The sequence below is a fragment of the Stomatobaculum sp. F0698 genome, from assembly GCF_030644385.1.
Classification (GTDB): Bacteria; Bacillota; Clostridia; order Lachnospirales; family Lachnospiraceae; genus Moryella.
Genome location: NZ_CP130060.1, coordinates 1,129,216 through 1,150,863, shown reverse-complemented (window position 1 = coordinate 1,150,863; position 21,648 = coordinate 1,129,216). Strand labels below are relative to the sequence as shown.

At 53.2% G+C, this 21,648-nt stretch carries 24 protein-coding genes and 1 other RNA gene; 22 read left to right on the top strand and 3 right to left on the bottom strand.

Translation table 11 applies throughout. From position 1 onward, the window contains the following. Window positions 1-132 precede the first annotated feature (132 nt). The 3 genes from QU660_RS05190 to QU660_RS05180 all read left to right on the top strand — a co-directional run bounded on the left by QU660_RS05190 (window position 133) and on the right by QU660_RS05180 (window position 2,353). On the top strand, window positions 133-408 hold the full coding sequence (locus QU660_RS05190; RefSeq protein WP_304945483.1) for a hypothetical protein: 276 nt from the start codon (window positions 133-135) through the stop codon (window positions 406-408). An 83-nt stretch (window positions 409-491) separates the two neighbouring features. Next, on the top strand, window positions 492-1,892 hold the full coding sequence (gene rlmD / locus QU660_RS05185) for a 23S rRNA (uracil(1939)-C(5))-methyltransferase RlmD (RefSeq protein ID WP_304945482.1): 1,401 nt from the start codon (window positions 492-494) through the stop codon (window positions 1,890-1,892). Window positions 1,893-2,026: 134 nt separating this feature from the next. Then, window positions 2,027-2,353 (top strand): DUF4298 domain-containing protein, encoded by a 327-nt coding sequence (locus QU660_RS05180; RefSeq protein WP_304945481.1) that lies wholly within the window; start codon window positions 2,027-2,029, stop codon window positions 2,351-2,353. Between the two features lie 2 nt (window positions 2,354-2,355). Here QU660_RS05180 and QU660_RS05175 read toward each other — a convergent pair whose 3' ends face one another. Next, on the bottom strand, window positions 2,356-2,934 hold the full coding sequence (locus QU660_RS05175; protein WP_304947228.1) for a xanthine phosphoribosyltransferase: 579 nt from the start codon (window positions 2,932-2,934) through the stop codon (window positions 2,356-2,358). A 191-nt stretch (window positions 2,935-3,125) separates the two neighbouring features. On the opposite strand from QU660_RS05175, the gene QU660_RS05170 reads away from it, so the two are divergent. The 9 genes from QU660_RS05170 (at window position 3,126) to hslO (ending at window position 10,866) form a co-directional block, all read left to right on the top strand. After that, window positions 3,126-3,590, top strand: a complete 465-nt coding sequence (locus tag QU660_RS05170; RefSeq protein ID WP_304945480.1) for a DUF6465 family protein — start codon at window positions 3,126-3,128, stop codon at window positions 3,588-3,590. Between the two features lie 237 nt (window positions 3,591-3,827). Then, window positions 3,828-5,471, top strand: coding sequence for a helicase HerA-like domain-containing protein (locus tag QU660_RS05165; protein ID WP_304945479.1), 1,644 nt, complete (start codon window positions 3,828-3,830; stop codon window positions 5,469-5,471). Next, the gene (locus tag QU660_RS05160) at window positions 5,471-6,130 is read left to right on the top strand and encodes an HAD-IA family hydrolase (protein WP_304945478.1); all 660 of its coding nucleotides are present in this window, start codon (window positions 5,471-5,473) and stop codon (window positions 6,128-6,130) included. Before QU660_RS05165 ends, QU660_RS05160 begins: the two co-directional genes overlap by 1 nt. Window positions 6,131-6,156: 26 nt before the next feature. After that, window positions 6,157-6,930, top strand: a complete 774-nt coding sequence (locus QU660_RS05155; protein WP_304945477.1) for a GNAT family N-acetyltransferase — start codon at window positions 6,157-6,159, stop codon at window positions 6,928-6,930. Between the two features lie 48 nt (window positions 6,931-6,978). After that, a non-coding RNA gene (gene ssrS / locus QU660_RS05150) (6S RNA) lies at window positions 6,979-7,154 on the top strand. Between the two features lie 56 nt (window positions 7,155-7,210). Further along, the gene (locus QU660_RS05145; RefSeq protein WP_304945476.1) at window positions 7,211-8,578 is read left to right on the top strand and encodes an AI-2E family transporter; all 1,368 of its coding nucleotides are present in this window, start codon (window positions 7,211-7,213) and stop codon (window positions 8,576-8,578) included. A gap of 67 nt (window positions 8,579-8,645) precedes the next feature. Next, on the top strand, window positions 8,646-9,152 hold the full coding sequence (locus tag QU660_RS05140) for an SEC-C metal-binding domain-containing protein (protein ID WP_304945475.1): 507 nt from the start codon (window positions 8,646-8,648) through the stop codon (window positions 9,150-9,152). A 75-nt stretch (window positions 9,153-9,227) separates the two neighbouring features. Beyond that, window positions 9,228-9,986, top strand: coding sequence for a class I SAM-dependent DNA methyltransferase (locus QU660_RS05135; RefSeq protein ID WP_304945474.1), 759 nt, complete (start codon window positions 9,228-9,230; stop codon window positions 9,984-9,986). A gap of 1 nt (window position 9,987) precedes the next feature. Further along, entirely contained in the window at window positions 9,988-10,866 is an 879-nt protein-coding gene (gene hslO, locus QU660_RS05130; protein WP_304945473.1) for an Hsp33 family molecular chaperone HslO, read from the top strand. On the opposite strand, the gene QU660_RS05125 is transcribed toward hslO, so the two are convergent. Then, window positions 10,815-11,423 (bottom strand): DUF5662 family protein, encoded by a 609-nt coding sequence (locus QU660_RS05125; RefSeq protein WP_304945472.1) that lies wholly within the window; start codon window positions 11,421-11,423, stop codon window positions 10,815-10,817. The two genes, hslO and QU660_RS05125, sit on opposite strands and share 52 nt — an antisense overlap. 121 nt (window positions 11,424-11,544) lie before the next feature. Here QU660_RS05125 and QU660_RS05120 point away from each other — a divergent pair, with 121 nt between their 5' ends. After that, a complete protein-coding gene (locus QU660_RS05120; RefSeq protein ID WP_304945471.1) occupies window positions 11,545-11,748 on the top strand; it encodes a cold-shock protein in 204 nt (67 codons plus the stop codon). A gap of 150 nt (window positions 11,749-11,898) precedes the next feature. Here the strand turns inward: QU660_RS05120 and QU660_RS05115 are convergent, their stop codons facing one another. Next, window positions 11,899-12,990: a ribonuclease H-like domain-containing protein gene (locus tag QU660_RS05115; RefSeq protein WP_304945470.1), complete on the bottom strand. Its 1,092-nt coding sequence runs from the start codon at window positions 12,988-12,990 to the stop codon at window positions 11,899-11,901. A 110-nt stretch (window positions 12,991-13,100) separates the two neighbouring features. Between QU660_RS05115 and ruvA the strand changes: the two genes are divergently transcribed. The 9 genes from ruvA to gltA all read left to right on the top strand — a co-directional run bounded on the left by ruvA (window position 13,101) and on the right by gltA (window position 21,612). Then, a complete protein-coding gene (gene ruvA, locus QU660_RS05110; protein ID WP_304945469.1) occupies window positions 13,101-13,688 on the top strand; it encodes a Holliday junction branch migration protein RuvA in 588 nt (195 codons plus the stop codon). 15 nt (window positions 13,689-13,703) lie between these two features. After that, window positions 13,704-14,720, top strand: a complete 1,017-nt coding sequence (gene ruvB / locus QU660_RS05105) for a Holliday junction branch migration DNA helicase RuvB (RefSeq protein WP_304945468.1) — start codon at window positions 13,704-13,706, stop codon at window positions 14,718-14,720. Beyond that, a complete protein-coding gene (gene zapA, locus QU660_RS05100) occupies window positions 14,713-15,318 on the top strand; it encodes a cell division protein ZapA (RefSeq protein WP_304945467.1) in 606 nt (201 codons plus the stop codon). The genes ruvB and zapA overlap by 8 nt, the downstream gene beginning before the upstream one ends. Window positions 15,319-15,336: 18 nt before the next feature. After that, a complete protein-coding gene (locus QU660_RS05095; RefSeq protein ID WP_304945466.1) occupies window positions 15,337-17,574 on the top strand; it encodes a U32 family peptidase in 2,238 nt (745 codons plus the stop codon). 102 nt (window positions 17,575-17,676) lie between these two features. Beyond that, window positions 17,677-18,120: an NUDIX hydrolase gene (locus QU660_RS05090; protein WP_304945465.1), complete on the top strand. Its 444-nt coding sequence runs from the start codon at window positions 17,677-17,679 to the stop codon at window positions 18,118-18,120. A 40-nt stretch (window positions 18,121-18,160) separates the two neighbouring features. Next, a complete protein-coding gene (locus QU660_RS05085; protein WP_304945464.1) occupies window positions 18,161-18,784 on the top strand; it encodes a hypothetical protein in 624 nt (207 codons plus the stop codon). Continuing rightward, window positions 18,781-19,284, top strand: a complete 504-nt coding sequence (locus QU660_RS05080; protein WP_304945463.1) for a dihydrofolate reductase — start codon at window positions 18,781-18,783, stop codon at window positions 19,282-19,284. Before QU660_RS05085 ends, QU660_RS05080 begins: the two co-directional genes overlap by 4 nt. Window positions 19,285-19,327: 43 nt before the next feature. Then, window positions 19,328-20,221, top strand: a complete 894-nt coding sequence (locus tag QU660_RS05075) for a sulfide/dihydroorotate dehydrogenase-like FAD/NAD-binding protein (RefSeq protein WP_304945462.1) — start codon at window positions 19,328-19,330, stop codon at window positions 20,219-20,221. Beyond that, window positions 20,221-21,612, top strand: a complete 1,392-nt coding sequence (gene gltA, locus QU660_RS05070) for an NADPH-dependent glutamate synthase (RefSeq protein WP_304945461.1) — start codon at window positions 20,221-20,223, stop codon at window positions 21,610-21,612. The genes QU660_RS05075 and gltA overlap by 1 nt, the downstream gene beginning before the upstream one ends. The last annotated feature ends 36 nt before the right edge of the window (window positions 21,613-21,648 follow it).

Sequence of the window (21,648 nt, the reverse complement as noted above, 5' to 3'; positions counted from 1 at the left end):
TATTGTTAAAAATGCATAACATGCCCATTTTACGGAGCGCCTCTGTGCTTGTCAAGTGAAAGGCTTTATGCTATAGTAAATCTGTTAATTTTATATTGTGTCATCATGGCATATTCGATTGGGAGGGCAGGTATGGACAATTTCGGCGCATTGATTAAATTGGATGAGCTCGTGAGTTCCATGAAAAAGAAAGAGCAGACGAACAAGACCCGTGATGCGGTTGTCATGGCGCTCGCAATCATCGGTATTATCGCAGCGGTGGCAGGAATTGCCTATGCGGTCTATCGCTTCATGGCACCGGTGGAAGATGATTTTGAAGACGACTTTGATGATGACTTCGACGACGATGATCTCATTGTGTTCGATGAAGACGAGGATGAGGCATCCGAGGCAGCGGATAAGGACTGAGCGTAAATTTAAAGAGACTGTATTGAGAAGAGGGCGCGCCGGAGAGACGCGTCCTCTTTTTTGAAGAGAGAGGACAGGCGAGTATGAAAAAGGGAGAGGAAGCGCGCGGCATCATTACGGAATACCGTTTTCCGGACCGCGGTTATATTTTGCGAGAGGACGGTAAGGTCTTGATTAAGCATGCCGTTCCGGGCCGAGAAGTTTTGTACCGCGTGACCAAGGCGAGAAAGGGAAATGCCGAGGGGCGCGTACTGGAGACCTTGGCCCCCGGGGCCTGCGAGCGGAGGGAGAGTCTATGTCCCGCGGTCGGTGTCTGCGGCGGCTGTCTTTATCAGACCCTTCCGTATGCGGAGGAGTTGAAACTGAAAGAGCAGCTTTTGCAGCGTCTGCTCGGCGAGGCAATCGGGGAGGACTTTCTCTGGGAGGGGCTGACCGCAAGTCCCCGCGAGAACGCTTATCGCATGAAGATGGAGTATTCCTTCGGCGATGCCTACCGGGATGGTCCGCTGACCCTCGGCATGCATAAGAGAGGAAGTCACTACGACATCGTGGAGACCGACCGTTGTGAGCTCGTGCATGAGGATCTGAACCTTGCGCTTCGGGAAACGCTGCGCTTCTTTCGGGAGCGGAAGGTGCCGTTTTATCACAAGTTGCGCCACGAGGGCTATCTTCGTTTTTTGCTTGCGCGCCGCGGCACACACAGAAAAGAACTCCTGCTCGATCTGGTCACGAGCACTCAGCTTCCCACGGAAGAGGAGAGAGAGCTGCTGCGTGCATGGCGGGAGCTCATGTGTTCCCTTCCGTTTGAGGCGAGCTTAAAGGGGCTGCTCCATACGGTCACCGATTCGGTTGCGGATGCGGTGAAAAACGAAAGAACGGAGGTACTCTTCGGCGAAGCGCAATTTGAAGAGGAGCTTTCCGGCCTTCGCTTTGCGATCACGCCGTTTTCGTTTTTCCAGAACAATGCGGACGGGGCCGAACTGCTCTATGAGAAGGTGGGACAGTATGTCGGTGAGACCGGCGGAAAGGTGGTCTTTGATCTCTACTCCGGCACGGGCACCATTGCCCAGTTGGTCGCCAAGCATGCGGAACGCACGGTCGGTGTTGAGTTGATTGAAGAGGCGGTGATTGCCGCGCGGGAAAACGCGGCGAGAAACGGTGTGCAAAACTGCCGCTTCATCGCGGGAGATGTCTTAAAGGTGCTGGACGAAATCGAGGAGAAGCCGGATATCATTATTCTCGACCCGCCGCGCGAGGGTGTGAACCCGAAGGCGCTCCGCAAGTTGATTCGCTACGGGGTTCCGCGCATTATCTATGTATCCTGTAAGCCCTCGAGCCTGGTCACCGATCTCGAAATACTTCGAGAGGGGGGCTATCATACCACGCGCGCTGCGGGCGTCGATATGTTTCCGCGGACACCGGGCGTGGAGGCCGTTCTCTTGCTGGAGAGACGAGAGCCTGCATCGGATGAGATGACGATATAAGACCGAACGTGGAAGTGCACGTTTTGGAAAGCTCGGGAGAGTACGGCTTGCGGTGCGGACCACGCAGCGGAAATCCGGAGTTACAACGGATGGAATCATAGAATTTGGTTGGCATATAGCCCGGGAGGTAGGACGTGGAGAAGAAAAGCGGAACAGAGCAGGCAGTGGAGCGTGTGCGCGAGATGGAAGGCATACTGAATCGCCACAGAGAAGAAATCGAGGCCATGAAAAAAGCGCTGCAAACCTTTAAAGATTCGCAGCGCGAGTATCAAAAATTGGTCAAGTACTATTATAGCAGGCATTTTCAGAGCGACGATCGCCGTTGGAGTCGCGGAGAACTTGCGGAGCTTCCGAGTGTTGAAGTGTTGACAGAGGATGCGATTTGGGATCTTATGGGTGACAGCTATGAGCTTACGCTCGACATGCTGGAACTCGCAACCACGATGATACGCAAGCGCTGAGTTTATTCTTCGCGGAAACGAATGCCGGTGTTTACATCCATCTCTTCGAGTATCGCAAGGGAGCGGAGGTCGATGCCGGCTTCTCGTATGCGCTTACCGCCGTCCTGAAAGCCCTTTTCGATGACGACGCCGGCGCCGATCAAAGTGGCCCCGGCCTGTTTGACCAGCTGACAGAGCCCCAGTATCGCCTTGCCGTTTGCCAGAAAATCATCGACAATCAGAATGCGATCCTCCGGGGATAAGAACTTCTTGGAGACAATGATGTCGTTCGTATTCTTGTGGGTAAAGGATTCTACTTTTGCGGTGTAAACATCGCCGGCGATATTCAGAGAGCGAGATTTCTTGGCAAAGACAACCGGGACGTTAAAGTAACGCGCGGCAATGCAGGCAATGGCAATGCCGGAGGCTTCGATGGTCAGAATTTTATTGACCTCTCGATCTCCGAATTGGCGCTTAAATTCCTGCCCGATCTCCTCCAGCAGCGAGACATCGATCTGGTGGTTTAAGAATGAATCCACCTTCAGAATATTGCCCGCCTCAATCTTGCCATCCGCCACAATACGATCCTGTAACAGCTTCATTTGCATGATGCCATCCTCACTTTCCGCTCGATATAAATTGGAATAAGTGTAGCACAGCTCCGACGGACAGGCAAAGAGAAAGCGCAATCCGTTTGACAAAGTTAGATATGAATCCTATAATCCGGATTATAGTCTATGCAGTCGATAGATTTGTAACCGGTTCACTTTGGCGCAAAAGACGGAGGAGAAGCATGGCAAGCAAGAAGGAACAGCGCGACGAGAGAGTGGAAGAACTCAAGAAGTCTGTGGAAGACCTGAAGGAACCTGTGAAGGCATTTACGGAACGCGTTAAGAAGACGGTGGGCAACGAAGCTAAATCAATCGCGGAAGATGCAAAAGCACTCGGAAAAGAGGCGAAAAAGCAGAGCGAGAAAGTAAAGAAGAGCGTCGAAAAGGCAGGTAAGACCGTAAAGTCCCGTGCGAAGAAGGTCGGTGATACCTTGAGCGGCAAGGAATCCGAAGTCAAGGTTTTTGTGGAGTACGGTGAGAAGCAGCTCTCGACGGAAGACCTTGCGGCGCGCGCAAAAGAGGCATATCTCGGAGCGAATCCCTCGGTCGAAATCAAGACGCTTGAACTCTATGTGAAGCCCGAAGAAGGTGCAGCTTACTATGTCGTAAACGGAGAGGCATCTCCGGAGTTCAAGCTGGTATTTTAAAGCCTAAATTATAGAAGAAACAGAACAGAAGAAACAGAACAGAAGAAACAGAGAAATCCCCGGCGAGACGGAATCCGCCGGGGATTTTTTTGCAATTCCGCAATCTTGTGATATAGCGCGCGCGAGAGCCGCGCAAAAAGCGCTGCGCCGTGTACAAGCAGACCTTATTGTGTTAGGATAGTAGATAGATTATCAACGGCAAAACAGGCCTTTTTATTCGTTTTCAGAGGAGTCATTATGTACGATCAGCAGGCAATATGGGTAGGTAGTTCCGGAGACGTACACTGCAATCTTCGCCTAAAGCAGGCAAATCGACACGGCTTAATTGCGGGCGCAACCGGAACCGGTAAAACGGTCACGCTAAAGGTGATGGCAGAGTCCTTCAGTGATGCGGGTGTCCCCGTGTTTCTCGCGGATGTCAAGGGAGACCTTGCGGGTATGTGCCGACCGGGTGAGGACAGCGCGGATATGCAGGAGCGCATTGCGCGCTTCGGACTCGCGGAGGCGGGCTTTCGCTACCGGGCTTATCCGACGGAATTTTGGGATATTTTCGGCAAGAAGGGATTGCCGCTTCGCACGACGGTTTCTGAGTTCGGACCGCTGCTGTTCTCCCGTCTCTTGGAGCTGAATAAGATTCAAAGCGATCTTCTTGAGATCATCTTTCGCATTGCGGACGAGGAGGGCTTACTGCTCCTCGATATGAAGGATTTAAAGGCGATGGTTCGCTATGTGGAAGACAACGCGGAGATTTACCGCGATACCTACGGCAACATCGGTAAGGCGAGCACGGGAGCTATACTCCGCGCGCTTGTCGCCCTCGAGGGTAAGGGCGGGGAGCAGTTCTTCGGCGAACCCGCACTGCAGATTTCCGATTGGATGCGTGTGGATGCCGAAGGCAGGGGATACGTGAATATTCTGGATTCAACCTCTCTGATTCAGGATCCGACCATTTATTCGACCTTCATGCTTTGGATGCTGAACGAGCTCTTCACGGAGCTTCCGGAGGCGGGCGACCTTGAGAAACCCAAAATGGTATTTTTCTTCGATGAGGCGCACCTGCTCTTCGACGGGGCCCCCAAGTCCTTATTGGATAAGATAGAACAGGTGGTTAAATTGATTCGCTCGAAGGGAGTCGGCGTCTACTTTATCACCCAAAATCCGGCGGATATTCCGGGCGGGGTACTGGCACAGCTCGGCAACAAAGTGCAACATGCGCTTCGCGCTTACACCCCGGCAGAACAGAAGGGCGTCAAGGCAGCGGCCGATTCCTTCCGAAAGAACCCGGCCTTCGACACGGCGGAAGCCCTGCAGGGCTTAAAGACCGCAGAGGCGCTGATATCCTTCCTCGATGAGGGCGGTGCGCCGGAGGAAGTGCGGATTGCATCCATACTCCCGCCGCAGTCCAAGTTCGGCGCTTTGGATGCCATCACGCAGCAGGCGGCGATTTTGACCAGTACCCTGCGTGAGAAGTACGCGAATGAAATCGACCGCGAGTCGGCGTATGAGTTACTGTTAAAGCGTGTCGACGAAGAAGCGGCAGCTGCGGCGAAGGCAAGAGAAGAGGCCGAGGCAGAGAAGCAGGCGGCGAAGGAAGCGGCGGCGGCCGAGAAACAGGCGGCAAAGGAAGCGGCGGCAGCCGAACGACAGGCGGCGAGAGAGGCGGCGAAGGAAGCGGCAGCGGCAGAGCGCGAAGCAAAAAAGAAGGCGACACAGCAAAAGCGCGTCGTCGCCTCTATCGGAAGCTCGGTCACCGGAACCATCGGCAGAGAGGTCGGCAAGCAGCTCGGTAAGAGTGCGGGCGGCAGTTTCGGCAAGCAGCTCGGCGGAAATGTCGGTGCAAGCCTCGGACGCGGTCTCTTGAAGACACTGTTAAAGTTCTGATGCGACTTACAGCGGTTTTGTTTGATTTGGACGGCACGCTGACCGAGTCGGGCGAGGGCATTATGAATGCAGCGCGTGCCGGACTTTCGGCGGTCGGTAGAGAGGCGGGAGACAGTAAGATGCTCAAAAAACTGATCGGGCCGCCGCTCTCCGAGGGCTTTTCACAGATATACGGACTCGGAAGCGAAGAAATACCGAACGCGGTTCGCGCATTTCGAGCCTATTACGAGAGCAAGGGCATTTTTGAAAACAAGCTTTACCCGGGGGCGGCGGAATTGCTGCAGACACTTGAGGTGAGCGGCAAAAAACTGTATCTTGCAAGTTCCAAACCGGAGTTTCAGGCGAAACGGGTGCTCGCACATTTTTCACTCGACACATTTTTTGCGGGTGTTGCGGGCGGTGATGACAGCCGTGACGGCGGAGACAAGGAAAAAATCATGGCGCGGCTCATTTCGGCGTACGCAATCGATGTAAGAAGTGCTGTTATGGTCGGAGATCGCGCCTACGATGTGCGCGCGGCACGCAGCATGGGTATGCCGAGTATCGGTGTCGACTACGGCTACGGAAGCCGGAGAGAGTTGGAAGAGTCCGGCGCAAGCTATATTGTTTCTTCGATACATTCTCTGCAAGAACTCCTCATGCGAGGGCTGAACGAATAAAAGACCGGAAGAAAGGGAGGCCAGTTATGATAGAGCTTGGCGCAATGAAACGAGACAGTATTGTGAAGTTGTGTGAAGACAGCCGCATTTCACTGGTGCGAGCTGCCGCGGAGGGAAAGGGTAGAGCATTTGTGCCGACCTTGGAAAGTCCTTCCTGCTGCCTGGTTCTGACCGGCGGGTTCTCTTATCTGGTCGGCATGCCGCTGCGCGGCGCGGCCTCTCTGGACCTCTATCACGTATTGGCAAAGGAGTGCGGGGATACCAGCATACTCGCGGAAGATGTGCGCTGGGATGAATGGATTGAAACGAAATTTTCAGGGCGGTTCCGCACGGTTTCACGTTATCTCCTGCGTGCGCCGGAAGAGGGCTTTGACTTTAAAGCCTTAGAGCTGCGAACCGAGGTACCTACGGAGTATGAGATTCGTGAGGTCACTGCGCCGCTCTTCAAGCGCCTCGGTGAGCTTCGCTTCAGTGAAAATCTGACGGCGAGTTTTGCGGATGCGGATGTTTTTGCGGCCTACGGCATCGGCTACGTCGCCCTGCAAGACAAAGTTCCTGTCAGTGCCTGCCTTGCGTATGTGCACAGCGAGGAAATTATGGATGTGAAGGCGGCCACGGAGAAGGGCTACCGGCACAAAGGACTGGCTTCGGCCTCCGGCGCCTCGCTCTTGCTCCGCTTCAAGGAGAAGGCCAGAATTCCGGATTGGGATGCGGACAGCCTTTTTTCGGCGAGCCTCGGCGAGCGCCTCGGTTATCACACGGAGCGCGAGTACAAGGTCTATCAAATCGCGGTCGAATAAACAACTTTACGCCCGGGATAAAGCGTCGTATAATACAGCTATAGCAAACAGCACCTGAAATGTACGACAATCTTACCAATTTTGAACCTGCAATTTTACGACAGGGAGACATAAGATACAGAGTCGGATGTCAGGCCACGTTCGGTGGAAGACAAATGGCTGTGTTCGGTCACCCACCTGGCACTGCCAGGCGTCAATACGTAAGACCGGCATTTTGGGGCTGTTTTTTATGAAGAAAGAGCAGCATTTGGCTGCTCTTTTTGTTGAGCAAGGAAGGGATATGATTAACGATCAAAATCAAAAACACGTTTCTTGGGGCATCACAGCCTTTGCTGTCATAGCGGCGGCACTCTTTTTCTCCTTTGTCTTAGAGCATTTGGGACCGATTACGGTATTCCTCGGAAAACTGGTCGATATACTGATGCCTGTCATCTACGGTGCGGTCATGGCATTTTTGATGGCCCCCACCTATCAACTCGTATCTACTTTGGTCGCAGGATGGTTGAGACCGGGGAATGCGGCGAAAACGCCTGTGAGCAAGGCGGTAAATATGCCTGTGGGCAAGGCTGTGATGGCAAAATTTCGCGGCGGTTCCAGCACGAAGTTCTTCACGGAGGCAGAGCGCCTTCGCAAAGAAAAAAATGCGGAACGCATCGGTAAAATGGTGGCGACTTTTACCTGCATCATTGTGATTCTGGCTGTTTTGACCGCGTTGATTGCCATGCTGATTCCGCAGTTGATTTCGGGTGTCTCGGATCTAACGAACAGCCTACCGAAGGGGGCAAATTCCGTCAGCGGCTGGATTCAGATTCTGTTTCAAGGCAAGAATCCGGAGTTGGAAGAGATGGTGCTCGAGGGTTACGGGCAAATTTCGGATACACTGGCGCATTGGATTTCCGCGGATTTTATGCCGAACCTCAACAAGTATCTGACTCAGATGACCAGCGGTGTGATGCGTCTCTTTGTGGTCTTAAAGAACTTTTTCATCGGTCTCATCGTAATGGCTTACGGGCTCAACATGAAGGAGGCGTTGGCCGCGCAGTCCAAGCGTATTCTCTATGCGCTGTTGCCGCGGCGTGTAGCCAACGAGGTTGTTTCCGAACTGCGCTATGTGAAGTGGGTGTTCTCGAGCTTCATTGTCGGTAAAATCATTGACTCTGTGATTATAGGCATCATCTGCTACGTTTGCATGAGCTTTATGAAGATGCCTTACGCGCTTCTCATCAGTGTGTTTGTCGGTGTGACCAATGTGATTCCGTTCTTCGGACCTTTTGTCGGTGCCATCCCGAGCGCATTTATTCTGCTCATGGTGTCGCCGATTACGACCTTGCAATTCCTGGTTTTCATCCTGGTCTTGCAGCAGTTTGACGGCAACATACTCGGACCGCGCATACTCGGATCGACAACCGGCATGTCGAGTTTCTGGGTGCTCTTCTCCATTTTGTTCTTCGGAGGTCTTTGGGGCATTGTCGGTATGGTCGTCGGTATTCCGACCTTTGCTGTACTCACCAGACTCAGTGAACGCGCGCTGGCACATTTTTTGCGACGCAAAAAATTGCCGGTGGCGGAAGAATGCTATGACAATTTGGAGCGCATCGACGAGGAAGACGGCAGTTTTCGCTATGAGTCGAAGGGTAAAAAGCACTGACGGTATTTGCAATTCATGAAAACTTAGGCTATAATGCGACTAAAATCACGGAAGTGAGGATGAGTATATGACTTTATTGGAAGTATGGAGAACCAAAGCATATGGAGACCAGCTCAGCAAGGAAGAGCAGGAGCAGCTCTGGACCGATTATTTTCGCGTGGAGAAGGGCATTTATGAGAAACTGCTTGCGGATGTGACACAGGTGGAGCGCGGCACGGTAAAGGAGCTTGCAGAGAAGTACGGAACGGATATTCAGACCATGACCGGTTTCCTGGATGGCATCAGCGAGAGCCTCAAGCAGGACATTCCGACCGAGACCATGGACGAGAATACCGAGATTGTGCTTGAAATCGATCCGGAGAAGCTCTACTACAACATGGTGGAGGCGAAGGCGGATTGGCTCTACGGCCTCGAGGCTTGGAATCATATCCTGAGCGAAGAGAGAAGAAAGGAGTTGTACCGCGAACAGAAGCAGAGCGGTACGGTCCGCAAGGAAGTTAAAATCGGCAGAAACGATCCCTGTCCCTGCGGCTCCGGTAAGAAGTATAAGCACTGCTGCGGCAGAAACGCATAAGTTTGACTCCGCTCTCGGGACGAAGGAGAGCGGAGTCTTTTTGTATCGAGACCGGACTTGAGAAGGAGAGCGCAGATGGAGGCTTATCAGAGTTTTGCAAAACTCTACGATTTATTTATGGACGGCGTTCCCTATGATGCGTGGTGCGAACAGACGCAGCGTCTCCTTGGGCGCTTCGGCATTACGGAGGGCATCGTAGCGGAGCTTGGCTGCGGCACGGGGAACTGCACCGAACGCCTTGCTGCCGCAGGCTTTGACATGATAGGAATCGACAATGCGGAGGAGATGCTCGAAGAGGCCATGCAAAAGAAGCTGCTTTCCGGCAGCAACAGCCTCTACCTCTGTCAGGATATGCGGGAATTCGAGCTCTACGGGACTTGCCGCGCGATGATAAGCCGTTGCGATTCGATGAACTATCTCTGTACCTCAGAGGATTTAAGAGAGGTTTTTCGCCTGGTCAACAACTACCTGGATCCCGGCGGCATCTTCCTCTTTGATATGAATACCGTATATAAGTATGAGCACTTGCTCGCAGACAATATCTTTGCGGAGACAAGAGAAGAGGGTAGTTTTATCTGGGAAAATCACTATGACGGAGAGACGCGCGAAAATTTTTATGATATGACCTTCTATCTGCGAGAGACGGAAGCACTTTTTCGCAGATCGGAGGAGACCCATGTACAGCGCGCTTATACCTTAGAGGAAGTGCGACGGGAAGCAGAGGCTGCGGGACTTATTTTTCTCGAGGCCATGGATGCGGAGACGGAAGGTCCGCTAATCGAAGAGAGCGAGCGCATGCTGATTTTATTGCGTGAACACGGAAAGGAAGCTTGAAATGAGTGATTATATTGTGAGAGCCTACGCAGAGGGCGGCATGGTGCGTGCCTTTGCGGCGACGACGGAAGAATTGACGGAAGAGGCCAGACGCATACACAACACGAGCCCCATTGTCACGGCGGCATTGGGACGCCTTATGACAGCAGGGCTCATGATGGGTGCAATGATGAAGGACAAAAAGGACCTTCTGACCATCAAAGTGGACGGGGACGGCCCCATGCGCGGTCTTTTGGTCACCGCGAACAATGCGGGTGAGGTCAAGGGATATCCGTTTGAGCCGGTGGTTATCTTACCGGCGAACGAGCTCGGCAAGCTGGATGTTGCCGGTGCGGTCGGCAAGGGAAGCCTGACGGTAATTTCGGATCTGGGACTGAAAGAACCCTACGTGGGACAGGTGGAGCTGGTTTCCGGGGAAATTGCAGAGGATCTTGCCTACTATTACGCATCGAGTGAGCAGGTGCCCTCCGGTGTGGGACTCGGTGTGCTGATGAATCAGGACAACACCGTGCGCTGTGCGGGCGGTTTTATCGTGCAGCTCATGCCGAATTGTCCCGAGGAAGTAATCACGGCGCTCGAGAACAGATTGAAGACGGTCGGCTCGGTCACCAACTTCTTAAAGGAAGGAAAGACCCCCGAAGATATTCTCGCGTGGATTTTTGAGGGCATGGAGTGGAAACTCACGGAAAAGCTCCCCTGCCGTTTTCACTGTGACTGCTCGAGAGAGCGGGTCGAGAAGGCTCTCATCAGCCTCGGCAGTGCAGAGCTTAAGAGCATGGCCGAGGAGCAAAAACCCGCAGAACTTCACTGCCACTTCTGCGGAAAGTCTTATTCGTTTACGCCCGAAGAACTGACGGCACTCGAGAAGGGGGCACACTGACGCTCGTACAGTGCTGGGTGGCGTTTCAGCCAGCGCATATAGCCGAGCGTGTAGCGCTCTCCCTTGTCGCGGAGCATATAGAGCAGTTTTTCGAGCAGCGCCCGGGTCTCGGGATGCAGTAGCCGTCCCTCCCCCTTGGAAAGATAGTAGCCGAGGGGGACGGCATCGGTATAATCTTTACCGCTGTATACTTTAGAGGCCGCAATGCGGTCGCAGACCATCTCGAGGACAAAGCGGAGCGGCATTTTTAACCCGACCCAGCCGCGCTCGGGATCGATATCCACCCAGTATTCATAGTGGTGGCGATTGCGCCCCTTGTGATGCAGCCAGGCGAGGGAGTAGCCATGTTCTTTTCGCTCTGCGGCGTTGGGAGAGCGTATGCCCTGGTAATAACGGACACCGGTCATAAATTCGGTCGGTGAATATTTTGAGAGGTCATGGGCTAGGCCCTGCCGAACAAGACCCACCTTGAAGCAGAGATCCATGACAGTCAACTTGTGTTTGGTAATAGTCAAAAAGTGTTTGATTGTGTTTTTTGTATAAAATAGAACTCTCATAAAAAAAATAATCCCTTCAAATTGTCGAAATTATTTGACAGTAGGCGCAACATATGCTATTGTACCGAGGGTTGCAGAAGTCTGCAAGCCACAGATTATTTTTTTCGGAGGAACACCGGTTATGAGCAAGGGTACAGTCAAGTGGTTTAACAACCAGAAGGGTTACGGATTCATCTCGGACGAGGGCGGCAATGATGTTTTCGTGCACTATTCCGGCCTGAAGATGGATGGTTTCAAGACTCTCGAGGAGGGCGCAAAGGTCGAGTACGAGATTGTCGACGGCGCGAAGGGACCGCAGGCTACCAACGTCTTGGTGATTGAGTAAACCGGTTCCCTCGGGAAACGACTATTCATGAGATCAAACAGAGAAGAACCGAAGTTCGCAGTTGCGACTTCGGTTCTTTTTTTCGTTTTATTGTTCCGATGTCTCTTCTTTGTCGTATACACGCTGAGAAACGAAGGGGCAGTAAGGAAATCAGCCGCGAAGTTTAAGGGCGGTGAGTGCCGAGCTGAGATAGGCATCACAGAGGGCGTTGTTCTCCTGTAGAACGGAGAGCGGCAGATAAAGCGGGGTGGCATTCGGGCCGGTTTGAAAGCAGCGCGCTTCCGGATTCATACGCTTGGGGACCGCCGCAAAGTCCCCGGTGAGGGGAAGACGTGCGCTTTCTTTGGTGGCCTTCTCCCGAGCGTCGGCATCGACAAAAGCAGCTAAAGTTTTGTGGAGCAGACTGCCGTCTTCTTTCAGAATATAGTAATTGCGGTAATCCTTGAGATAGTGATAGAGGGTTCCGGAAAAGCGCGGGAGCCGAAGGCGGATGTGTGTTTCCGCTGCGGCAAGTTCCATAGTCTCGGTTTCGCGAGAGAGTGAAAACGGGAGCGAAACAGCGCTTTCGGCGGTGATGCAGAAGTCTTCCTTGTCCTCAAAGATACGTGTATTATCAAAGCGACCGCGGAAAAAGGACGGAATGTGAAGCAAGGGTAAGAGCTGCGGCAGCATGCTGACATCCGCAGCATTATGTCCGAGCATGTTTTGCAGCAAGTCTTCATCTCTTGTCGTAAGCCAGGACAAATACTGTGCAATCAGTTCTCCGCCGTCGAAGGGATCCTTTCGGGTAAACTGCAAGCGCTGCTCCAGTGCGCGTTGCGTGAGTTTTTGTGTGGCGAAAAGCGGGCGAAACGGAGCCACGCTCGCATAAAGATCCAGGTTATCCTTCCGGTCGAGCGGATAAGTCAGGTGGTACTGTGCGCTGCATGCGCTGAGAAAGGGGAGGTCAAAGCGCTGTCCGTTAAAATGTACCAGAGTGCGGAAGGGGGCGGCAAAGGCAAAAAAACTGCGTAGCAGTTCTTGTTCTTCGGAAAGCGAAGCGGCGAACCACTGCCGAAGAACAGCGGGGCCTTTTTTCGGAAAGCAGAGTGCTCCGATTAAATAAATCTGTGCGGAACTCGGGCTGAGACCGGTGGTTTCAATGTCAAAAAAGAGCAGGGAAGAGAGTTCTGCCCCGTCGGGAACTGCCTCGAGCGCGCTGAGATAGGGTTCGCGCGACAGTTTTGTTTCAAAGCAAAGCATGAAGAAGCTCCTCTCGCAATTTGATACTCCAGTATACGCCTTCCTTGTTAGATTGAAAAGGCTGTGCTAAACTAGACAACAGGGAAAGTTTCGGAAGGCAGGAGCAAACTATGATTTCCTATATAAAAGGGACGCTCACTGCGGTCGGCGAGAGCGAAGTGATTGTGGAGGCGGGATCCTTCGGTATAGAAGTAAAGACATCCCGCGCGGTCATAGATCGGCTTCCGGCCCCGGGAAAAGAGCTTATTTTGTATACGCATTTCAAATTGAGCGAAGATGCGGTTGCACTCTATGGTTTTGACAGAGAGGCGGATCTCCGCCTTTTTCGCGCGCTGATTGCCGTGAGCGGAATCGGTCCGAAGGGAGCGCTTGCCGTACTCTCGGCACTGGAGCCCGAAGCGCTGAAGCTCGCTGTTTTAAGCGGTGATGCCAAGGCAATCGCAAAGGCGCCCGGCGTGGGAATACGGACCGCGGAGCGAATTATCTTGGAACTGAAAAATAAGGAAGTCGTACAAGAACTTACGACAGGCGGTGTTGCAGCGGCTCCTTCCGAGAATCGCGCGATGGCCGATGCCATGGACGCTCTGGTGCAGCTCGGCTACAGTGTGAGCGAGGCAGCGCGTGCCGTCCGTGCGATACCGGGCGCGGAAGATAAGGACAGCGAGACACTCCTTCGCGAGGCGCTCCGGCAGTTCTGAGCTTGAGAGGAAAATATGGAGCGTAGAATTATAACGACGGAGCTTGCAAGCGAAGAGCTCAGGTTTGAACAATCGCTGCGTCCGCAGCGATTACAAGAATATATCGGACAAAAGAAATTAAAATCCATGCTGCAGGTCTATATCGAAGCCGCGCGGCAGCGGGGGGAGAGTCTCGATCACGTGCTCTTTTACGGGCCGCCCGGACTCGGAAAGACAACCCTTTCCGGCATCATTGCCAATGAGATGGGTTCTAATTTAAAAATCACCTCAGGCCCGGCCATTGAAAAGCCGGGTGATATGGCGGCAATCCTGAATCATTTGCAGGAGGGTGATGTGCTCTTTGTCGACGAAATTCATCGGCTGAACCGTCAAGTTGAAGAGGTGCTTTATCCTGCAATGGAAGACTTTGCAATAGACATTGTGCTTGGAAAAGAGAGCAATGCAAAAAGTATACGGCTTTCGCTGCCGCATTTTACCTTGGTCGGTGCAACGACGCGGGCAGGGCTTCTCTCCGCACCGCTTCGCGATCGCTTCGGTGTGGTTCAGCGCCTCGAGTTTTACGAACAAGATGAGCTGCAAGAGATTGTTCTCCGCTCTGCTAAAGTTCTCGGCGTGACCATCAATGCGGCGGGTGCTTCCGAACTCGCGCGCCGTTCCCGCGGAACGCCGAGACTTGCAAATCGATTGTTACGTCGGGTGCGTGATTTTGCGGAGGTGAAATACGGCGGAGAAATTACAGAAGAGGTAGCGCGCGATGCGCTGAACCTTCTGGATGTGGATACCTGTGGTTTGGATGCGGGTGACCGCACCATACTGAATCTCATCATAGATATGTTTCACGGCGGACCGGTGGGGCTGGATACACTGGCGGCGGCGCTCGGAGAAGATGCCGGCACGCTGGAAGAGGTTTATGAGCCCTACCTTCTCATGCAGGGCTTTATCATTCGCACACCGCGCGGCAGGGTCGCGACGGAATACGCATACAAGCATTTGAATCGAAAAAAGGAAGATGAGGGGCAAGCAGATGCGTGACGAACAGAATCGACAGGGAAGTACAGAAGTCATTATCGACGGTAAGGTAATTCCGCTTTCCGGCGGCGACAGCGCCTATCTTCGCCAGGTCGCGGCTTATATCGATAACAAGATTGCGGAGCTGCGTCAGAATCGCGCCTACGCACGCCAGAACAGCGAGCGGAGAGCACAGATACTCTGGCTGAACCTTGCGGACGACTGCCTGCAGGCGCGGGCGGAGAGTGCCGAGTTGAAGGAAGAAGCTGCGGCTCATGCAGCCGAGGTTTATTCGCTGAAGCGGGAATTGGTAGAGCAGCGCCTCCGTATGGAAAGCCTTAAGAAGGACGGCAAAGCAGACACGGCGGAAACAGTGTCTGTCGAAGAGAAGCAAAAGACAGAGGCGGCTCTTGCCGAGTCGGAACGGAAAAACGCGGAACTGGAAGCGGAAATATCAAATCTGGAAGCGGAAAAGACAAGTCTCGAAGCAATCAATGCAGGACTGGAAGCAGAAAAAGAACGCTTGGAAGCACGTGTTCGTGAACTGGAAGAGGCGCTGGAGGCAGAAAAGCAGCGCAGTCAAAATCTTGAGAGTGAGCTCGATGACTTGCTCGCGAAGTAAAACAGATAGCAGGGAAGAATGAGAAATCAAACACCGGAACTTTTGGCGCCCGCAGGCTCTTTGGAGAGCCTTCGGGCTGCAGTCAATGCGGGTGCGGATGCCGTTTATGTCGGCGGTGCGAAATATGGCGCAAGGGCCTATGCGGAGAATCCCGAAGAGGAAGATCTCATTGCGGGCCTGCGCTATGCGCACCGCTTTGGCGTTCGCGTCCATTTGACCGTGAATACCCTCCTCAAAGAGGCAGAGCTACAGGCGCTGCCGGAGTATATTGCGCCTTATTATGAAGCGGGATTGGATGCGGCAATCGTACAGGACTTGGGAGCCCTGGCTGTTCTGCATAGGCAGTTCCCGCTTCTTTCCCTTCATGCAAGCACCCAGACCACCGTTACGGGACCTGAGTCGGCGCGACTTTTCCGGAGTCTCGGGGTGAGCCGTGTGATTCCGGCGCGGGAACTCAGTTTGGAAGAGTTGGTACGCATCAAGCAAGAGACAGGACTCGAGGTGGAGAGTTTTGTACACGGTGCACTTTGTTACGCTTATTCCGGCCAGTGTTTTATGTCGAGTCTGCTCGGCGGCAGATCCGGAAACCGCGGGCGCTGTGCACAGACCTGCCGTTTGCCGTACAGTTTGGTGCGGGACCGGGAAAAGCCCACGAAGCAAAGTTTGCTGTTGAGCTGTAAGGATTTGTGCAGCCTGGATCTGATTCCGATGCTCGCCGCAAGCGGCATAGACAGCCTGAAAATCGAGGGGCGTATGAAGAGTCCTCGATACACGGCGGGGGTGGTCTCAGTTTGGAGAAAGTATCTGGATCTTTATGCGCGCGAGGGAGAAGAGGGCTTTGCCGTTGCGGCGGAGGACCGGGCAAAGCTTTTGGATCTTTTTGACCGCGGCGGTCAAACCGAGGGCTATTACCGCAAGCATAACGGTCGGGATATGATCGTGCTCGGAGAGAAGAAAGAAAAGCGTAAACCGAATCTCCCGTATGAGGAGGAACTGGAACAGCGCTATGTGAAGACGGAGCGGGAGTTGCCGCTCCGCGGAAGCTTTCGCCAGCGAGCGGGAGAACCGCTCTGTCTCACGGTCAGTGCCGAGGTGAGACATATCGGAACGGTGAGTGCCGAAGTTATGGGAGCGGTTGCGGAACGAGCGCGAACTGCGGGGAGCAGTCCGGAAGCGGTGCGTGAACGTCTGCTGAAAACAGGCGGCACGGGATTTCGCTTTTCGGAGCTTGCGGTTTCCATGGAAGAAGGATATTTTTTCCCGGTCAAGCAACTGAATGAATTGAGGCGGCAGGCGTTGGAAGCAATATCCGCAACAATCGATTCACGCTTTGCACGTAAAACTGTCCGTCCCACAGAGACTGTATGCGATGGGGAGACAGGAGACGAATCGAGCGCTGTATTCGAAGGACGAACAGAGGACAAGCCTCCGGCAATTCATGTGAGTTGCGATTCCGAGGAGCAGCTTAAGGTTGTTTCGGCTATGTCCGAAGTTTCTATGATTTCGTTCGGCTCCGACAGTCTTCCGCCGGAGCGGTGGGAAGCTGCGATTTCGGAAATTCATGGGTCCGGGAAACAGGCTTACCTTCTGTTGCCCCAGATTTTCAGAACGGAGGCAGAGCAATTTTTCACCGCCCAAGCCGAATTGCTCGCGAATCTGCCGTTTGATGCTCTGATTGTTCGGAATCTGGAGGAGCCCGGCTATTTCCGCAAATTATACGAGAGCAGGGGAAAGCTCTGTCCCTCGCTGCTCTTTGACTTTCAAGTCTACGGAATGAATCGGGAGGCACAGCGCTGTCTCAAAGGCTTCGGTGCGGCCCGGCTTACACTGCCGATAGAAGAAACTGCCCGCGAATTACGCGCATTGGAAACAAGAGGTCAAGAGTTGGTGGTTGCCGGAAGACTGCCGATGATGGTCAGTGCGAATTGCGTTAAAAAGACGGCAGCTCGCTGTGATCATAAGGCGGAGTATATGCAGCTTCGGGATCGCCGCATGATGGATATGCCGGTGAGAACCCATTGCACCTTCTGTTATAATACGATATATAATGCAGCGCCCCTTAGTCTCAGCGGAGTGGCGGGAGAATTGCGTGAACTGAAGCTCGGTGCGGTGCGTTTGCTGCTCACGAATGAGAATGCGGAGCAAAGTCGCGCTGCGGTACGTTCTTTGCATCACAGCTTTGTGCTGGGCGAGCGGGACGTTGCGGAGGCATACGAAAACTTTACACGCGGTCATTTTCGGAAGGGCGTGGAGTAAAGCCGGACGAAAGTTTCGCTTTGGAAAGTGCTTGTATCACGCAGCTGTCAGTAGTACACTTACATTTAATTTTGGATATGCGTCGCGCAGGAGGGATTGCAAATGGTCGAAGCAACGAGCTGCGGCGGCATCGTGATCTTTCACGGAAAGATCCTGCTGCTCTATAAGAATTACAGAAATCGCTATGAGGGCTGGGTGCTCCCAAAGGGAACGGTCGAAGAGGGAGAGAACTTTGAGACCACAGCGCTCCGGGAAGTCAAGGAAGAGACAGGGGTCAGCGCACGCATTGTCGAGTATATCGGCAAGAGTGAATACACCTTCAATGCGCAGGCGGAACTTGTGGATAAGAGTGTCCATTGGTTTCTGATGAGCGCTGACAGCTACTACTCGAAACCGCAGCGGGAGGAGTTCTTTATGGATTCCGGTTATTACAAGTATCACGAGGCATGGCATCTTCTGAAATTTGCCAATGAAAAGGCAATGTTGGAAAAGGCCTATGCGCGCTATCAAGAGCGCAAGCGTAATCGCATGAACGAATCCAACTAGGACAGCGCATTTTAAATAGGAAGAAAGAGGGCGGAAAACGATGATTAAACTGGAACACAGTGCAGTCATGAATCTCGAAAATGCAATGCGCGGAGCGCGCAACCCGCTGAATTCTTGGGCGAGAAGCGATAGTTATTATGATGAAACGGGAAATTATGTGTTGGGGGAGAACGATCTGGGCCTGGCAAAGAGACTGCGTAAGGCCGGGAGCGACCACCGTAAGTACATGAGACAGATTTTTGTCTCGGTGGACATCACAGCGCCGCTTTACTGGTGGAAGGAGTACGATACCTATAAGGTCGCGACGGTCGCAAACTCAACCTCTACCATGCATAAAATTCACAGCAAACCGTTTACGCGCGCGGATTTTTCGCATGATCACATGAGTGAAGAGGCGCTTGCGGCACTGGACAGCATGATTGGTGTCTTGGAACAGCTGCGCCTTCGTTTTGTGGAAACCAAGGACAAGCAGGCTTGGTACTCTATGATTCAGCTGTTGCCGGAGAGTTACGAGCAACTTCGTACTTGCACGTTTAACTACGAGACTCTGGTACATATTTATTTTGCGCGTCGGGATCATAAGTTGGAGGAGTGGCACCGTTTCTGTGACTGGATACTTGAACTGCCCTATGCGAAAGAACTCATTTTGGGAGAGGAAGCATGATTTTGATTGCGGCGGTGGACAAATCCTGGGCCATCGGGAAAGGCGGAAAACTTCTGGTCAAAATTCCGCGCGATCAACAACTGTTTCTTGAGGAGACGCTAGGGAAAACGGTCATTATGGGGCGAAAGACCTTTTTGGACTTGCCGGGGCAGCAGCCTCTTTACGGCAGGCGCAATCTGGTATTGAGTCGAGATCCCGATTTTTCGCCGAAGGGAGTCACTGTATGTCGCAGCATCGAAGAAGTACTGGAAAAGCTGAGCGGAATTCCGGGAGATGAGATTTTTGTGTGCGGTGGAGAGGGGGTTTACCGAGACTTCCTACCCTACGCGGATAAGGCAGAGTTGACGAAAATCGATTACCGCTATGATGGGGATCGCTTCTTTCCGAATCTTGATGAAGATCCGGACTGGAAGCTCACACAGGAGAGTGAGGAAGAGACCTATTTCAATCTTCCTTTTTCCTTTTGCCGCTATGAACGCGTGCGCGGCGGTGTGAGATGAGCTTTGCTTTTGTGATACGGCAATAGAACAAAGGAGAACCCTTATGTATAAGATCATAACGAAGAGAAAACTTGCGGAGCAGATTTGGTTCATGGATCTTGAGGCGCCGCGTGTCGCGCGGAAATGTCTGCCGGGTGAGTTTTTAATTGTGAAAATCGATCGCTACGGCGAGCGTATCCCGTTGACGGTCTGCGATTATGACCGTGAGAAGGGAACCATCGCCATTGTATTCCAAGTTGTCGGTTCAAGCAGCGCGCGTATGGCAAAACTGGAAGTTGGAGATTGCTTTGAAGATGTTGTGGGACCTCTGGGACGTCCGTCGGAACTAACCCACAAGACGGCGGAAGAACTTCAAAAAATGAACATTCTCTTTGTCGCCGGCGGCGTTGGCACGGCACCGGTCTATCCGCAGGTCAAGTGGCTCAAGGAGCAGGGCGTCGTTGCGGATGTTGTGCAGGGAGCGAAGACCAAGGATTTGGTGATACTCGAAGAGGAGATGCGTGCCCTGGTCGGAGATCATCTCTACGTCACCACCGATGACGGTTCCTACGGTTTCCACGGTCTTGTAACTGCAAAGGTAGAAGAGCTGGTGGAAAAAGAAGGTAAGCACTACGATCTTTGCGTTGCCATCGGCCCGATGATTATGATGAAGTTTGTCTCCTTACTCACCAAGAAGCTCGGAATTCCGACGATTGCCAGCATGAACCCCATTATGGTGGACGGCACCGGTATGTGCGGAGCATGTCGACTGATTGTCGGTGACGAAGTGAAATTTGCCTGTGTGGACGGTCCCGAGTTCGACGCGCATCTCATTGATTTCGATCAGGCGATGAAGCGTGCAAGAATGTACGCGAGCGAAGAGGGGAGAGAGTATCTCAAGTTCAAGGAAGGAAAGACGCACCACGGTGGCTGCGGAAATTGCGGAGGTCAGCAGTAATGGACATGATGAAGAGAGTCCCGATTCGGGAGCAGGCACCGGAAGAACGCGCACACAACTTTGAGGAAGTCTGTCTCGGCTACACAGAAGAAGAGGCGAGAGCAGAGGCATCGCGCTGTCTGAATTGTAAGAATCCGCGCTGTGTTGCCGGATGTCCCGTATCGATTGATATTCCGGGATTTTTACAGCAGGTAATCGCGGGGCAGGAAGCAAAAGCTGCCGGGATTATTGCGGAGAGCTCCGCACTTCCTGCGGTTTGCGGCCGTGTCTGCCCGCAGGAGACCCAGTGCGAGGGAGTCTGTATTCGCGGTATCAAAGGAGAGCCGGTTGCAATCGGCAAATTGGAGCGCTATGTGGCGGATTGGGCGCGGGAGCACAAACTGGAGCCGCAGAACACCTCCGAGAAAAACGGACAGCGCGTTGCTGTCATCGGGGCAGGTCCCGCAGGACTTACCTGTGCCGGAGAACTTGCCAAACTCGGCTATGAAGTCAAAATCTTTGAAGCGCTCCATGAACCGGGCGGCGTGCTGGTCTACGGTATTCCGGAGTTCCGTTTGCCGAAGGACACGGTTGTGGCCCACGAAGTAGAGAACGTAAAGAAACTCGGTGTTGAAATCGAAACCAATACCATAGTCGGCAAGTCGGTCTCTGTGGACGACCTTCTGGATCACGAGGGCTACGACGCGGTGTTTATCGGTTCCGGTGCGGGTCTGCCGATGTTCATGCACATTCCGGGCGAGACCGCGAGCGGCGTGTTTTCGGCCAATGAGTTCTTAACGCGCAACAACCTCATGAAGGCTTTCCGAGAGGATTACGACACGCCGATCTTTGCGGGTAAGCGTGCAATTGTGGTGGGCGGCGGAAACGTTGCGATGGATGCTGCGCGAACGGCGCTCCGCCTCGGCGCAGAGACACACATTGTTTACCGCCGTTCGGAGGCGGAGTTGCCCGCTCGTGTCGAAGAAGTGCACCATGCGAAGGAAGAGGGCGTTATCTTCGATTTACTCACCAATCCGGTCGAAATACTGGAAGATGAGAACGGTTGGGTCAGAGCGGTTCGCGTGATTCATATGGAACTTGGAGAGCCGGATGCCTCCGGCAGAAGAAGACCGGTTGAGATTCCGGGCTCCGAGGAGGAAATTCCGGCAGACACTGTCATCATGGCTCTCGGTACCTCTCCGAATCCGCTGCTTGCTTCCACAACCAAAGGTCTTGATACCAATCGCCGGGGCTGCCTGATTGCGGATGAAAAGAGCGGACAGACAACGCGCGAAGGTGTTTTTGCGGGCGGCGATGCCGTAATCGGTGCCGCGACCGTTATTCTTGCGATGGGAGCGGGAAAGCAGGCTGCGCGCGGCATAGATGAATATCTCAAAGCAAAACGTGCGTGATTGTTTTCTGTTCGGATATAGTGTATAATAATCCCG

Excerpts from the sequence above, each read along its gene's own strand:
- rlmD (WP_304945482.1), top strand. The coding sequence starts at position 492 with ATGAAAAAGGGAGAGGAAGCGCGCGGCATCATTACGGAATACCGTTTT.
- ruvB (WP_304945468.1), top strand. The coding sequence starts at position 13,704 with ATGGAGCGTAGAATTATAACGACGGAGCTTGCAAGCGAAGAGCTCAGG.
- QU660_RS05145 (WP_304945476.1), top strand. The coding sequence starts at position 7,211 with ATGATTAACGATCAAAATCAAAAACACGTTTCTTGGGGCATCACAGCC.
- gltA (WP_304945461.1), top strand. The coding sequence starts at position 20,221 with ATGGACATGATGAAGAGAGTCCCGATTCGGGAGCAGGCACCGGAAGAA.
- QU660_RS05085 (WP_304945464.1), top strand. The coding sequence starts at position 18,161 with ATGATTAAACTGGAACACAGTGCAGTCATGAATCTCGAAAATGCAATG.
- QU660_RS05175 (WP_304947228.1), bottom strand. The coding sequence starts at position 2,934 with ATGAAGCTGTTACAGGATCGTATTGTGGCGGATGGCAAGATTGAGGCG.
- QU660_RS05120 (WP_304945471.1), top strand. The coding sequence starts at position 11,545 with ATGAGCAAGGGTACAGTCAAGTGGTTTAACAACCAGAAGGGTTACGGA.
- QU660_RS05170 (WP_304945480.1), top strand. The coding sequence starts at position 3,126 with ATGGCAAGCAAGAAGGAACAGCGCGACGAGAGAGTGGAAGAACTCAAG.
- QU660_RS05190 (WP_304945483.1), top strand. The coding sequence starts at position 133 with ATGGACAATTTCGGCGCATTGATTAAATTGGATGAGCTCGTGAGTTCC.
- QU660_RS05095 (WP_304945466.1), top strand. The coding sequence starts at position 15,337 with ATGAGAAATCAAACACCGGAACTTTTGGCGCCCGCAGGCTCTTTGGAG.
- QU660_RS05090 (WP_304945465.1), top strand. The coding sequence starts at position 17,677 with ATGGTCGAAGCAACGAGCTGCGGCGGCATCGTGATCTTTCACGGAAAG.
- QU660_RS05115 (WP_304945470.1), bottom strand. The coding sequence starts at position 12,990 with ATGCTTTGCTTTGAAACAAAACTGTCGCGCGAACCCTATCTCAGCGCG.
- QU660_RS05165 (WP_304945479.1), top strand. The coding sequence starts at position 3,828 with ATGTACGATCAGCAGGCAATATGGGTAGGTAGTTCCGGAGACGTACAC.
- QU660_RS05135 (WP_304945474.1), top strand. The coding sequence starts at position 9,228 with ATGGAGGCTTATCAGAGTTTTGCAAAACTCTACGATTTATTTATGGAC.
- QU660_RS05080 (WP_304945463.1), top strand. The coding sequence starts at position 18,781 with ATGATTTTGATTGCGGCGGTGGACAAATCCTGGGCCATCGGGAAAGGC.
- QU660_RS05075 (WP_304945462.1), top strand. The coding sequence starts at position 19,328 with ATGTATAAGATCATAACGAAGAGAAAACTTGCGGAGCAGATTTGGTTC.
- QU660_RS05160 (WP_304945478.1), top strand. The coding sequence starts at position 5,471 with ATGCGACTTACAGCGGTTTTGTTTGATTTGGACGGCACGCTGACCGAG.
- hslO (WP_304945473.1), top strand. The coding sequence starts at position 9,988 with ATGAGTGATTATATTGTGAGAGCCTACGCAGAGGGCGGCATGGTGCGT.
- QU660_RS05140 (WP_304945475.1), top strand. The coding sequence starts at position 8,646 with ATGACTTTATTGGAAGTATGGAGAACCAAAGCATATGGAGACCAGCTC.
- QU660_RS05125 (WP_304945472.1), bottom strand. The coding sequence starts at position 11,423 with ATGAGAGTTCTATTTTATACAAAAAACACAATCAAACACTTTTTGACT.
- zapA (WP_304945467.1), top strand. The coding sequence starts at position 14,713 with ATGCGTGACGAACAGAATCGACAGGGAAGTACAGAAGTCATTATCGAC.
- ruvA (WP_304945469.1), top strand. The coding sequence starts at position 13,101 with ATGATTTCCTATATAAAAGGGACGCTCACTGCGGTCGGCGAGAGCGAA.
- QU660_RS05155 (WP_304945477.1), top strand. The coding sequence starts at position 6,157 with ATGATAGAGCTTGGCGCAATGAAACGAGACAGTATTGTGAAGTTGTGT.